Below are 13,757 nucleotides of genomic sequence, written 5' to 3'. Positions count from 1 at the left end.
GGGAAATTATAAAAAACTCAATTTAACTGTCTAACGAATTAACTACTTATAGGGAATGAATGTTAACAATGGAAAAAGAATTAAAGAAAGGTCATCAACGCGGTAAAAAAATGCGTTATATGCCTGGACTTGATGGTTTGCGAGCAATTGCTGTTATTGGAATTATAATATATCACTTAAATAAAAAATGGCTTACTGGCGGTTTTTTAGGAGTGGATACATTCTTCGTAATTTCTGGTTATTTAATTACTAGTTTATTATTAAAAGAATACGAAGAAACTGGAATAATTAATCTCAAAAATTTCTGGATTAGACGTATAAAGAGATTGTTACCCGCAGTTTTAGCATTGCTAATTGTTGTTGGACTTGCAACACTGATACTTGAACCGGATAATATTGTAAGAGTTAAACATGATATTGTTGCAGCGATATTCTATGTTTCAAACTGGTGGTATATTGCTAAAGATGTTAATTACTTTGAACAATTTTCATTTATGCCATTAAAACATCTGTGGTCACTGGCTATTGAAGAACAATTCTATTTGTTCTTTCCTGCGATATTGATATTATTATTGCTTACGATTAAGAAATATAGAAATGTGGTAGTAATATTTTGGATTATATCATTAGTATCACTTTTATTGATGGTAATTATCTCACAGCCACATATGAATCACTCACGTGTCTATTTTGGTACAGATACCAGATTACAAACGCTTTTATTAGGTGTACTTCTTGCATTTATGTGGCCACCATTTAAACTCAAGACTCAACCACCTAAAGCATTAAGAGCAACAATTGATACTGCTGGAATAGTCGGGTTAATATTTTTATTCATTCTATTCCTTACCGTTAAAGATGATAGTGATTGGATTTATAACGGTGGATTTTATATTATTTCAACGATGACCTTGTTTATTATAGCAAGTGTAGTCCATCCTGCAACTTTAGTTTCTAAAGTATTAGGTAATCCAGTTTTTGTTTATATAGGCAAACGTTCATATAGCTTGTATTTATGGCATTTTGCAGTGATTAGTTTTATCCATAGTCACTATATAGATGGTCAAATACCAATATATGTCTATCTACTTGATATCATTTTAACGATAGCGTTAGCTGAGTTATCTTATCGATACGTCGAAACACCATTTAGAAAGCAAGGTTTCAAAGCATTTGCTATAAACAAACGTTTCAAGCCTCAGTTTATTAGAACAATTATTACTATTGTATTAGCTTTGCCACTTATTTTAATACTTGCAGGTGCGTTTGATAAATTAGGTAAAGATAACATTAATGATAAAGCGCAAACATTTAACACTAGCGAAAATGATAAATATCTTATCCGTATGTTACCTATCGATGACATTAAACTTACTGCTGACGGAAGAACTGAAGAGGGTAAAGAGGATGAAGTATATTCTAATATTAAACCATTGCTAATTGGTGACTCGGTCATGGTAGATATAGGTGAGCAATTTAAATCTAGAGTTCCTAAAGCAAATATTGACGGTAAAGTAGGAAGAAATTTATATCAAGCATTACCTTTAGTAGATAGTAATTATAAACATTATAATCAGCCTTCAGATCAAGTTGTCCTTGAATTAGGTACAAATGGTGATTTTACTGAAGATCAACTTGATAATTTAATCGAAAAATTTGGTAAAGCTCAAGTGTATCTCGTGAACACTAGAGTACCTCGTTCATATGAAGGCCATGTAAATGAATTAATGGCTGATGCTGCTAAAAAACATAAAAATGTAAAACTTGTTGATTGGTATCAACGGTCAGAGGGGCGTACAGAGTATTTTGCTCCTGATGGTATTCACCTTGAAAATAGTGGTGTTGAAGCACTCACTGATGACATTCTAAAAAATATGAAAAAGAAATAGCTTAAAATAAGGAACTAGTTTGACGTATAAATTACGTTAGGCTAGTTTCTTTTTGTGGTAAAAATGAGAGTGATGAATATGAATATCTATTTCAAGAAAAAAATAAAAAGGTCAAAAAGTAAGTGTAAATTATTGAATTAAAAGTAAAGAAGGTCTATAATGTAATTAAGGTCAAAGAAAGTCAAAGTCAAAAATCGATTTTGACCTACTCTAAATAATAGAGGTGATAACAATTGGATATTAATCAAATGACGTATGCTGTTCAAGGAGCTTTACAAAAAGCCGTTGAAGCAAGCAAAGAATATGAATTACAAAATATTGAAATCGAAGCTTTATTAAAAGCTGCTTTAGAAGAAAATGAAAGTTTGTTTAAAAGTGTATTAGAAAGAGCAAATATTGATGTTGATCAATTAACGAAAGCTTATGAAAATAAATTAAAAAATTATCCAACAGTACAAGGCGATAATGTTCAATATGGTCAGTATATAAGTCAAAAAGCGAATGATTTACTAAATAAAGCTGAAACTTATATGAAAGAATATGATGATGAATTTATTTCTATGGAACATTTATTGCGTGCAGCAATGGATATTGATGAAACGACTCAACAACATGTTGGAAATAAAACAGAAGTTATTAAAGAAATCATTACTAAAATTAGAGGAGGAAATCATGTGACATCTCAAAATCCTGAAGTAAATTACGAAGCTTTAGAAAAATATGGTCGAGACTTAGTAGAAGAAGTTCGCCAAGGAAAAATGGATCCTGTTATTGGTAGAGATGAAGAAATACGTAACTCTATCCGTATTTTAAGTCGTAAAACTAAAAACAATCCCGTACTTATTGGTGAGCCTGGTGTAGGTAAAACAGCTATAGTTGAAGGTCTAGCACAACGTATAGTTAAAAAAGACGTTCCAGAATCATTGTTAGATAAAACCATTTTCGAATTAGATTTAAGTGCCTTAGTAGCTGGAGCGAAATATAGAGGGGAATTCGAAGAACGACTTAAAGCTGTGCTTAAAGAAGTAAAAGAATCAGAAGGTCGAATTATTCTCTTCATTGACGAAATTCACATGTTAGTAGGCGCTGGCAAAACTGATGGTGCAATGGATGCCGGAAATATGCTTAAACCAATGTTAGCACGTGGTGAATTGCATTGTATTGGAGCAACTACACTTAATGAGTATCGAGAATATATTGAGAAAGATTCCGCTTTAGAACGTCGATTCCAAAAAGTTGGTGTGAGTGAACCTGATGTAGAAGATACTATATCCATTTTACGTGGTTTGAAAGAACGCTATGAAGTTTATCATGGTGTGCGTATTCAAGACCGCGCTTTAGTTGCAGCTGCAGAATTATCCGATAGATATATAACTGATAGATTCTTACCTGATAAAGCAATTGACTTAGTCGATCAAGCTTGCGCTACAATTCGCACTGAAATGGGATCTAACCCAACTGAATTAGACCAAGTCAACCGTCGTGTAATGCAATTAGAAATTGAAGAAAGTGCTTTAAAAAACGAATCAGACAATGCAAGTAAACATCGTTTAGAGGAATTGCAAGAAGAGTTATCTAATGAAAAAGAAAAACAAGCATCTTTACAATCTCGAGTAGAACAAGAAAAAGAAAAAATTGCTAAAGTACAAGAAAAACGTGCTGAATTAGACCGTAGCCGACAAGCTTTAGAAGATGCTCAAACTAAAGGTGATCTTGAAAAAGCTGCCGAACTACAATATGGTACAATTCCTCAATTAGAAAAAGAATTAAAAGAATTCGAAGAGGCTTACCAAGACGAGACAGGTGAGGATAGCGAAAGAATGATTCGTGAAGTTGTATCAGATGAAGAAATTGGAGATATTGTAAGCCAATGGACAGGTATTCCAGTATCTAAACTTGTAGAAACTGAAAGAGAAAAACTTCTTAGCTTAAGTGACATCTTGCACGAACGTGTCGTTGGCCAAGACAAAGCAGTAGACTTGGTTTCTGATGCAGTAGTTAGAGCACGTGCAGGTATCAAAGATCCAAATAGACCTATTGGTAGCTTCTTATTCTTAGGACCAACAGGTGTAGGTAAAACTGAATTAGCTAAATCACTTGCTGCTTCACTATTTGATTCTGAAAAACACATGATTCGAATTGATATGAGTGAATATATGGAAAAACATGCAGTCTCTCGTTTGATTGGTGCCCCTCCAGGCTATGTTGGTCATGATGAAGGCGGACAATTAACTGAAGCAGTTAGACGAAATCCTTATTCAGTTATTTTATTAGATGAAGTAGAAAAAGCGCACAGCGATGTCTTCAATGTGCTACTTCAAATATTAGATGAAGGTCGACTTACTGACTCTAAAGGACGCAGTGTTGATTTCAAAAATACAATTATCATCATGACAAGTAATATTGGATCACAAGTTTTACTTGAAAACGTTAAAGACGCTGGAGAAATTAGCGAAAGTACTGAGAAAGCGGTAATGGATAGTTTACATGCTTATTTCAAACCTGAAATCTTAAACCGTATGGATGATATTGTATTATTTAAACCATTATCAGTTAGTGATATGAGTATGATTGTCGATAAAATCTTAACTCAATTAAATATTCGTTTAATGGACCAACGTATTACAATTAAAGTATCTGATGAAGCAAAAAAATGGTTAGGTGAAGAAGCTTATGAACCACAATTCGGTGCAAGACCATTAAAACGTTTCGTTCAAAGACAAATTGAAACACCACTTGCCCGCATGATGATTAAAGAAAGCCTACCTGAAGGTACAACAATTAAAGTAGATTTAAATTCTGACAATGAATTACAATTTGACGTTGAAAAAGCAGAAAATATTTAATGAAATAGAATGAATCAAACAAAGATCCAAGAAAGTGTGTGCAAGTCACTTTCTTGGATTTATTTTTTAAAGTTGCTCTTTCTTTATAAATGATTTAAATGTATCAATAAAATTCTCCAAATATTTGGTTTTCTTTCTATAATAAATATAAGTATATGAGTCAGGAGGAACAATATGTTCTGATTTATTAATTAATAAGTTGAAATCGTTTATATATTATCTTGCTATACTATATCTGGGTACTTAGCTTCTAAATATTTAATAGAATATTTAAACTTTAAATATCTTCCGGAGATATCTTTATTAGCGTTTTTAGTGTTATTTTTTTACTGGTCAAATAAAATTAATTTTAATAAGTATGGTATTTTTAGGTATATCTTCAGGATTAACCCGACCTCAAACTATAAAAGGAATATCAAATACTTCTTATTTAAAGCAAGTTTTAAATAATGCTGAAAACTTATACTTCATTATAAATACATCTTTTTTTATATTAGGTGGTTATTTATATTCTCTCGGATCCATTCAATAAGTTCTGTTGTATATATTGATGCTTTATATCATTTATATAATAATAATTTTATTACTAAGGAGAAGACAACATGAAAATCAACACTAATTTTAACAACAACATTATACCTTATGACTATGCTGCAGGTGCACAACATACTCAACTAATACATAATAACCCAATTAAATCTTTTCCATTTACTGTAGAAGATTTACCATTCGGTACAAAATATCTTGCTTGGACATTAATAGATTATGACGCTATTCCAGTATGTGGCTTCCCATGGATTCATTGGGCAGTTGCTAACGTGAGAGTAAATAGCGATACAATAGATATTGTTGAAGACCTTTCTAGAATTAAAGGTGACTTTGTACAAGGTAAGAACAGCTTTGCAACAGGTTTATTAGCTGAAGACTTTTCAGATATTGAAAATCATTATGTAGGGCCTACGCCTACAGATAAAGATCATTACTATGAACTTGTAGTTTATGCTTTAAGTGAAAAGCTTAATTTAAAAAATACTTTCTATTTAAATGAATTATTACATCAAGTTGATTCTAAATTATTAGATAAAGCAAAAATTAATTTAGTAGGTAGAAAAGTTTAAGGGATAGGGCATCTTCCTCATAAACAATAATAAAACTCCATTTTGGTAAAAAAAGACGAGAATACGTATGAACAATTAAGTCATCGTATCTCGTCTTTTTATAAATATTACTATGAATCGTATTGATCTGAACCTTTGCTTGGTTTCATAACCGCACCTAAAATAGCGATAAAAATTGTGAATACAACAGCCATAATGATTGGATTAATTACATTAAGCGCTGGACCACTGTTAAGGCTATTCAATACGAAGTTAACCATTTCAAGCAATAATACTGCCCAAATAAATGTCATGAGGTACTTCATTGCCTATAACCTCCGCTTATAAAATCGATAACTCTATTTTAAGTGAAATATTTAAGTTTGTATAGTAGTAATCAAGGATTAAGTCCTATAATTTTAACCTTTTTAGGATTAAGGATATCATACAATTATTATGAGCAAATTGTTGTTATTAATCACTTAAGCTATTTAAAGGTTTTGAGGTCATAGATAAGCCTAAAACGCTACTTTTGAAAAGAGGTATAAAAATGAATCTACTTGAGTTTGAAAACAAAAATGTGTTAAATTAATACCTGGTATTAAAAATTTATTTAAGAAGGTGTACGACCATGAACGTGGGTATTAAAGGTTTCGGTGCTTATGCTCCGGAAAACATTGTAGACAATGCCTATTTTGAACAATTTTTAGAAACTTCAGATGAATGGATTTCTAAAATGACTGGTATTAAAGAAAGACACTGGGCAGATGAAGATCAAGACACATCTGACTTAGCGTACAATGCGAGTGTTAAAGCAATTGAAGATGCTGGTATTCAACCAGAAGATATAGACATGATTATTGTAGCAACTGCAACAGGTGATATGCCGTTTCCAAGCGTAGCTAATATACTACAAGAACGTTTAGGAACTGGCAAAGTAGCAACTATGGATCAACTTGCTGCTTGTTCTGGATTTATGTATTCAATGATTACTGCTAAACAATATATTCAATCTGGTGATTATAAAAATATATTAGTTGTAGGTGCTGACAAACTATCCAAAATAACGGATTTAACTGACCGTTCAACTGCTGTCTTATTTGGTGATGGTGCTGGTGCAGTAGTGATGGGTGAAGTTTCTGAAGGCCGTGGAATCATCAGTTATGAAATGGGTTCTGATGGTAGCGGTGGAAAATATTTATATTTAGACAAAGAAACTGGTAAATTAAAAATGAATGGCAGAGAAGTATTTAAATTTGCTGTAAGAATCATGGGTGATGCATCAACACGTGTAGTAGATAAAGCAGGTTTAACGTCAGATGACATTGATTTATTTATCCCTCATCAAGCAAATATTCGCATTATGGAATCTGCGAGAGAGAGATTGGGTATAGAAAAAGAGAAAATGAGTGTTTCGGTGAATAAATATGGTAATACTTCAGCTGCTTCTATACCTTTAAGTATCAATCAAGAGTTACAAAACGGAAAAATTAAAGATGACGATACTTTAGTCTTAGTTGGCTTCGGCGGAGGCTTAACATGGGGCGCAATCGTTATCAAATGGGGAAAATAGGAGGATAACGTATGAGTAAAAATAATAGAGTTGTTATAACGGGTATCGGAGCCTTATCTCCAATCGGTAACGATGCTAAAACAACATGGGCAAACGCATTAAAAGGAGTAAATGGTATCGATAAAATTACACGTTTAGATACCGAAAAATATAATGTTCATCTTGCAGGTGAGCTAAAGGACTTTAATATTGAAGATCATATTGATAAAAAAGAAGCACGTCGTATGGATCGTTTCACACAATATGCCGTTGTTGCTGCGAGAGAAGCGGTACAAGATGCGAAGTTAGATATCAATGATCAAACAGCTAATAGAATTGGTGTTTGGATTGGTTCTGGTATTGGTGGCATGGAAACATTTGAAACTGCGCATACTACACTCGTTGAAAGAGGACCACGTCGAGTAAGCCCGTTCTTTGTACCAATGTTAATTCCTGACATGGCTACTGGACAAGTTTCAATAGACTTAGGTGCTAAAGGTCCGAATGGTGCTACGGTTACAGCTTGTGCAACTGGTACGAATTCAATTGGTGAAGCATTTAAAATCATCCAACGTGGTGACGCTGATGCGATGATTACAGGTGGTACTGAAGCTCCAATTACTCACATGGCAATTGCTGGGTTTAGCGCAAGTCGAGCTTTATCTACAAATGATGATAAAGAAACAGCTTGTCGCCCATTCCAAGAAGGCCGTGATGGTTTTGTCATGGGTGAAGGTGCAGGTATCGTGGTTATAGAATCATTAGATTCTGCTAAAGCGCGTGGAGCTGAAATTTATGCTGAAATCGTTGGTTATGGTTCTACTGGAGATGCATATCATATCACAGCACCAGCTCCAGAAGGTGAAGGCGGTTCAAGAGCTATGCAAGCTGCCTTAGACGATGCAGGTATTGAAGCAAAAGACGTTCAATACTTAAACGCGCATGGTACGAGTACGCCTGTAGGCGATTTATATGAAGTTAAAGCTATCCAAAATACATTTGGAGAAGCTGCAAAATCTCTAAAAGTAAGTTCAACAAAATCAATGACCGGTCACTTATTAGGTGCAACAGGTGGTATTGAAGCCATCTTCTCAGCACTATCAATTAGAGACTCTAAAGTCGCACCTACCATTCACGCGGTCACACCAGATGAAGAATGCGATTTAGATTTCGTTCCTAATAAAGCTGAAGACTTAGATATTACTTACGCTATGAGTAATAGTTTAGGCTTCGGTGGACATAACGCTGTATTAGTATTTAAGAAATTTCAAGACTAATTGAACATAAATAAAAATCTTCAAGTGAGTTTATAGATGGCTCACTTGAAGATTTTTTATATGGAAAAAGAAATAACAATTTTAATTACCAAGGACATATATTTTATAATTTAATAGGTTTCTCTTTATACTACAGTCTTATAATAAATCTTTCTACGAGTTTTGAATCTTTACATCTCACAAAATTATCAATCCTACAGGTTTCCTAAATATTAATGGAAACTAAGGAGAAATAAGGAGACTTATATTTAAACTATTCATATAAATTCAATGATTTTAATTTTAAAATTAGTGAAGATACTTAGTAAATAAATTAACAGAATATTCTAAAAATACACTTGTAATATAATTTATTAATAGTAAACTGTAAAAAGCAACTAAGAATCAACAGGAGGGAATTGGATGAAAAAATGCTTTAAGTATTTAAGTTTATTTTTAGTGATTATACTAGTGCTTAGTGGCTGTGGTAAAGGTAAACAAGAAGATGCATCTAGTGATGAGAGTAAGACAGCTTCGTCCGAGCATAAAGGCGGAGTCTTGAAAGTTGGAATGCCAGCCGCGCCAACTGGAGTTTATTCTTCTGTACTAAGTTCTGATCACACAGATTTTACAGTTGAAAGTTATTTCAATGAAGCTTTAATGAAAATTGATAAAAAAATTAAACCAAAACCATATATCGCATCATGGAAAGATATAGATCCTGGTAAAAAGATTGAGTTTAAGATTAAAAAAGGAATCAAATGGCATGATGGTAATGAATTTACTATAGATGATTGGATTTATACTTTAGATGTATTAGCTAATAAAGATTATGATGGTCAATACTATCCTTCTGTGGAAAATATTAAAGGAGCAAAAGAAGTACATGAAGGAAAAGCAGATCATATTAGTGGTTTAAAAAAATTAGACAACTATACTATGGAAGTTACATTTGATAAGAAAAAACTTAACTATCTTACAGGATTTGTTGGCGGACCGTTACTAAGTAAAAAATATCTTAGTGATATACCAGTAAAAGATTTGTCTAAATCTGACAAAATACGTAAGCATCCTATTGGAATTGGTCCTTACAAAGTTAAAAAAATAGTGGCTGGAGAAGCTATTCAGTTAGAAAGATTTGATGATTATTGGCAAGGAAAACCAGCTCTAGATAAGATTGAATTAAAAGTAGTAGATCAACCGCAAATGATTAAAGCTTTAGAAAAAGGAGATATTGATTTAGTTGATGACGCCACTGGACCCATGGCTAAAGAAGCTAAAAAATCTAAAAACAATTTAAAAGTTTTATCTACTCCAAGTCTAGATTATGCAATTATTGGCTTTGTTTCTCATGATTATGATAAAGCTAAAAACAAAACTGGAAAAGTTAGACCAAAATACGAGAATAAAGAGCTAAGACAGGCTTTATTATATGCGATAGACAGAGAAAAGTGGGTTAAAGCATTCTTTAATGGTTATGGTTCAGTAATTAACTCATTTGTTCCAAGTACGGAATGGATTGCAGCTGATCCTAAAGATTTAAAAGATTACAAATATGATCCTGAAAAATCTAAAAAAATCTTAGATAAGTTAGGTTATAAAGATAGAGATGGGGATGGTTTCAGAGAAGATCCAAATGGAAAACCTTTTGTAATTAACCTCAAACATTACGCTGGAACAAATCCTACTTTTGAACCTAGAACAGCAGCTATTAAAGATTTTTGGGAAAAAGTTGGTTTAAAAACTAAAGTAAAATTAGTTGAATTTGGTAAATATAATGATGACTTAGCCGATGCCTCTAAAAATATGGAAGTTTATTTCAGAAGTTGGGCGGGTGGAACTGATCCAGATCCTTCAGACTTATATCATACTGATAGACCTCAAAATGAAATGAGAACCGTTCTACCAAAATCAGATAAGCTTTTAGATGATGCTTTAGATTTCGATAAAGTTGGCACAGATGAAAAGAAACGTAAAGAACTTTATGTTAAATGGCAACAATATATGAATGAGGAACTACCAGCTCTGCCTATGCTACAGATGAAATCAATCGCTATAACTAATAATAAAGTACGCAATTATGATATTCAATTAGGTACTGAAGCACAATTCTATAAAGTGACAAAAGATAATTAATTTAAGTAAACCTCGACCAAATGTCGGGGTTTATTTTTAAGGGGGGATAAGAATGGAGCATCTTTTAGAAGTTAAGGAACTTGAAACATCACTTCTAATTAATAAGCAATGGTTTCCAACTATCGATAAAGTAAGCTTTAAATTAGATAAAGGAGAAGTTTTGGGTATCGTTGGTGAATCTGGATGTGGGAAATCTATACTAAATAAATCAATTATCAAATTATTACCTGAAAAGATTTCAAAAATTACTAATGGTGAAGTTCTTTTTGAAGGAAAAAGAATAGATAAATATAGCGAGAAGGAATTCTTAAATATTAGAGGTAACGATATTGGAATGATATTTCAAGAACCAATGACAGCATTAAACCCAGTTTTTAAAATAAAGAATCAAATAATTGAGAGTATATTAGTGCATCAGAAGAAATCTAAAAAAGAAGCCTATAAAGAAGCTAAGGAATTACTTTTGAAAGTTGGAATTTCTAGACAGGATGAGGTGCTTAATAGTTATCCTCATCAACTTTCAGGTGGTATGAGACAAAGGGTTATGATAGCTATGGCCATTTGTTGTTCACCTAAATTATTAATTGCAGATGAACCAACTACTGCATTAGATGTAACTATACAAGCTCAAATATTAGATTTATTAAAAAATATACAAAATGATACTCAAATGTCTATTATTTTAATTACTCACGATTTAAGTGTAGTTTCGGAATTTTGCGATAAAGTAATGGTAATGTACGCAGATCAAATTGTAGAATATGGAGATTTAAAATCTATACTAAACAAGCCTAAACATCCTTATACAAAAAAATTATTAAAAACAATTCCTACTTTAGAAGATGAACGGGATAGATTAGAAACTATTGAAGGAATCGTACCATCTATCACTGATTTTCAGTTAGATAAGTGCAGATTTGCTAATAGATGTGATGAAAAGATTGAAGTATGTGACTCTCAATGTCCGAAAATTACTCATGTTGATAGTTCTCTAGTTCGTTGCCATTTATATCAAAATCAAAGTGAGGAAGAACATCATGAATAACATATTAGATGTGCAAAATGTAAAAAAATACTATGAATTAAAAACTGGTTTATTTCAAAAAAATCAATATGTTAAAGCTGTAGATGACATTTCATTTTCTATCAAAGAAGGACAAACATTTGGCTTAGTGGGAGAGTCAGGATGTGGGAAATCAACTATTGGTAAGACAATTGTGAGGTTAGAAAATGTTACGAGTGGAGACATTAAGTTATGTGGGGAAAATATTACTCATTTGAAAGGAAAGAATTTAAGAGAAGCTCGTCAAAATTTTCAAATGATATTTCAAGATCCCTATGCATCATTAAATCCTATGCAAATGGTTGGAAACATTATTGCTGAACCACTACTTAATTATAAAAAAGTCTCTAAAGCAGAAGTAAAGAAAGAAGTTGTGCATTTATTAAAATGTGTAGGTCTTAGTGAAGAAGCATACTTTAAGTATGCTCATGAATTTTCAGGAGGACAGCGACAACGTATTGGAATAGCAAGAGCTATTGCTCTAAGACCGAAGCTAATAGTTGCCGACGAACCGGTAAGTGCATTAGATGTGTCGGTTCAATCTCAAGTATTAAATATTTTAAAAGATTTACAAGATGAATTTAAATTAAGTTATCTTTTTATTGCACATGATTTAAGTGTAGTTAAACACATTAGTGACATCATAGGTGTCATGTATTTAGGTAATATGGTTGAAATAGCTTCTCATGAAGAAATTTATACAAAACCTTTACATCCTTATACACAAGCACTCATTTCTTCTATACCTCAATTTAATCAAGAAAAAAAGAACAGAGTAATCTTGAAGGGAGAGTTACCTTCACCAAGTAATCCACCAAGTGGATGTCCTTTCCAAACTAGATGCCCTTTGGTTCAAGATAAATGTAGGAGAGAGAAACCTAAACTGAAAGAAATAATTAAAGATCATCAAGTAGCTTGTTTTTATCCAAACCATGTAGGGAGTGTAGCTAATGTTTAAGTTAATAATAAAAAGACTAGGTCTAATGATTCCATTGCTCATTATAATTTCGATGGTAGTTTTTGCATTAGCAATTATACAACCGGGTGATCCTTTTTCAGGACAACATGGTACGAATATTAAACAAGAAGCATTAGATGCTCAACGAGAAAAATTAGGTCTTAATGACTCAATACCACAACAATATATTAGATGGGCAAATAATATTATTCATGGAGATTTTGGTGAATCAATCAAGTATAAAAGACCAGTAATGGATCTCATTAAAGAGAGACTACCCAATACCATTCTTTTAGGTAGTGTATCTCTCATTATTACCTATATTATTTCTTTTACTTTAGGAATAGTATCTGGAAGATATGCATATACGATTAGTGATTACTCAATACAAGTATTTAACTACATAATGCTAGCTATTCCTTCTTTTATAGCAGGTGTATTTGCAATATTTTTCTTTGCCTTTCAATTAAATTTATTTCCTTTCCAAGGTTCTGTTGATATTAATGTTCAAGAAGGTACGTTCTCATACTATATAAACAAGCTTTATCATACGATTTTACCAGCGGTTACATTGGGATTGTTATCTACTGCAGGTTATATACAATATTTACGTAATGATATTATTGAAAATTCGCAAAAAGATTATGTATTAACTGCTCGATCTAAAGGACTTTCTACAAATCGAATTTATATGAAGCATATTTTGAGAAATTCTTTAATTCCAATAATTACTTTTCTAGGGGCTGACATAGTTAGTATATTGGGTGGAGCTGTAATTACAGAAACTATTTTCTCTTATAACGGTATTGGAAAATTGTTTTTAGAGTCAGTAACAGGACAAGATTACCCAGTTATGATGGCAATGACATTATTTTTCTCATTTTTAGGTTTGCTAGGAAACTTAATTTCAGATATTACGTATGGCTTTGTTGATCCACGAATACGAAGTAATTAATGAGA

At 32.3% G+C, this 13,757-nt stretch carries 10 protein-coding genes; 9 read left to right on the top strand and 1 reads right to left on the bottom strand.

All coding sequences use genetic code 11. The annotated features are described in order from the left end of the window. Positions 1 to 68: 68 nt before the first annotated feature. The 3 genes from HMPREF2706_RS09275 to HMPREF2706_RS09265 all read left to right on the top strand — a co-directional run bounded on the left by HMPREF2706_RS09275 (position 69) and on the right by HMPREF2706_RS09265 (position 5,853). Positions 69 to 1,889 carry an acyltransferase family protein gene (locus HMPREF2706_RS09275; protein ID WP_070862379.1) on the top strand — a complete coding sequence of 607 codons (1,821 nt, stop codon included), beginning with the start codon at positions 69 to 71 and terminating at the stop codon, positions 1,887 to 1,889. A gap of 233 nt (positions 1,890 to 2,122) precedes the next feature. After that, positions 2,123 to 4,735, top strand: a complete 2,613-nt coding sequence (clpB, locus tag HMPREF2706_RS09270; RefSeq protein ID WP_049426904.1) for an ATP-dependent chaperone ClpB — start codon at positions 2,123 to 2,125, stop codon at positions 4,733 to 4,735. Positions 4,736 to 5,337: 602 nt separating this feature from the next. Further along, positions 5,338 to 5,853, top strand: coding sequence for a YbhB/YbcL family Raf kinase inhibitor-like protein (locus HMPREF2706_RS09265; protein ID WP_030065066.1), 516 nt, complete (start codon positions 5,338 to 5,340; stop codon positions 5,851 to 5,853). A 110-nt stretch (positions 5,854 to 5,963) separates the two neighbouring features. Here the strand turns inward: HMPREF2706_RS09265 and HMPREF2706_RS09260 are convergent, their stop codons facing one another. Further along, the gene (locus HMPREF2706_RS09260; protein ID WP_002433216.1) at positions 5,964 to 6,158 is read right to left on the bottom strand and encodes a YjzD family protein; all 195 of its coding nucleotides are present in this window, start codon (positions 6,156 to 6,158) and stop codon (positions 5,964 to 5,966) included. A 305-nt stretch (positions 6,159 to 6,463) separates the two neighbouring features. On the opposite strand from HMPREF2706_RS09260, the gene HMPREF2706_RS09255 reads away from it, so the two are divergent. The 6 genes from HMPREF2706_RS09255 (at position 6,464) to opp4B (ending at position 13,752) form a co-directional block, all read left to right on the top strand. Continuing rightward, a complete protein-coding gene (locus HMPREF2706_RS09255; RefSeq protein ID WP_002433345.1) occupies positions 6,464 to 7,405 on the top strand; it encodes a beta-ketoacyl-ACP synthase III in 942 nt (313 codons plus the stop codon). A gap of 11 nt (positions 7,406 to 7,416) precedes the next feature. Further along, positions 7,417 to 8,661, top strand: coding sequence for a beta-ketoacyl-ACP synthase II (gene fabF / locus HMPREF2706_RS09250; protein WP_023350591.1), 1,245 nt, complete (start codon positions 7,417 to 7,419; stop codon positions 8,659 to 8,661). A gap of 402 nt (positions 8,662 to 9,063) precedes the next feature. Continuing rightward, positions 9,064 to 10,776 carry an oligopeptide ABC transporter substrate-binding protein gene (opp4A, locus tag HMPREF2706_RS09245; RefSeq protein WP_064212236.1) on the top strand — a complete coding sequence of 571 codons (1,713 nt, stop codon included), beginning with the start codon at positions 9,064 to 9,066 and terminating at the stop codon, positions 10,774 to 10,776. A gap of 52 nt (positions 10,777 to 10,828) precedes the next feature. Then, the gene (locus HMPREF2706_RS09240; RefSeq protein ID WP_049426911.1) at positions 10,829 to 11,821 is read left to right on the top strand and encodes an ABC transporter ATP-binding protein; all 993 of its coding nucleotides are present in this window, start codon (positions 10,829 to 10,831) and stop codon (positions 11,819 to 11,821) included. After that, a complete protein-coding gene (locus tag HMPREF2706_RS09235) occupies positions 11,814 to 12,797 on the top strand; it encodes an ABC transporter ATP-binding protein (protein WP_023350588.1) in 984 nt (327 codons plus the stop codon). The genes HMPREF2706_RS09240 and HMPREF2706_RS09235 overlap by 8 nt, the downstream gene beginning before the upstream one ends. Beyond that, positions 12,790 to 13,752: an oligopeptide ABC transporter permease gene (gene opp4B, locus HMPREF2706_RS09230; RefSeq protein ID WP_023350587.1), complete on the top strand. Its 963-nt coding sequence runs from the start codon at positions 12,790 to 12,792 to the stop codon at positions 13,750 to 13,752. Before HMPREF2706_RS09235 ends, opp4B begins: the two co-directional genes overlap by 8 nt. The last annotated feature ends 5 nt before the right edge of the window (positions 13,753 to 13,757 follow it).

This window comes from Staphylococcus sp. HMSC067F07 (assembly GCF_001837405.1).
GTDB classification, from domain to species: domain Bacteria; phylum Bacillota; class Bacilli; order Staphylococcales; family Staphylococcaceae; genus Staphylococcus; species Staphylococcus capitis.
Note: the sequence above shows the minus strand (reverse complement) of the source record. Positions and strands in the feature narration are given on the sequence as shown.

Bases quoted from the DNA above. Each gene is read 5' to 3' on its own strand.
- HMPREF2706_RS09275 (WP_070862379.1), top strand. From the start codon at position 69: ATGGAAAAAGAATTAAAGAAAGGTCATCAACGCGGTAAAAAAATGCGT.
- HMPREF2706_RS09265 (WP_030065066.1), top strand. From the start codon at position 5,338: ATGAAAATCAACACTAATTTTAACAACAACATTATACCTTATGACTAT.
- HMPREF2706_RS09260 (WP_002433216.1), bottom strand. From the start codon at position 6,158: ATGAAGTACCTCATGACATTTATTTGGGCAGTATTATTGCTTGAAATG.
- HMPREF2706_RS09255 (WP_002433345.1), top strand. From the start codon at position 6,464: ATGAACGTGGGTATTAAAGGTTTCGGTGCTTATGCTCCGGAAAACATT.
- fabF (WP_023350591.1), top strand. From the start codon at position 7,417: ATGAGTAAAAATAATAGAGTTGTTATAACGGGTATCGGAGCCTTATCT.
- opp4A (WP_064212236.1), top strand. From the start codon at position 9,064: ATGAAAAAATGCTTTAAGTATTTAAGTTTATTTTTAGTGATTATACTA.
- HMPREF2706_RS09240 (WP_049426911.1), top strand. From the start codon at position 10,829: ATGGAGCATCTTTTAGAAGTTAAGGAACTTGAAACATCACTTCTAATT.
- HMPREF2706_RS09235 (WP_023350588.1), top strand. From the start codon at position 11,814: ATGAATAACATATTAGATGTGCAAAATGTAAAAAAATACTATGAATTA.
- opp4B (WP_023350587.1), top strand. From the start codon at position 12,790: ATGTTTAAGTTAATAATAAAAAGACTAGGTCTAATGATTCCATTGCTC.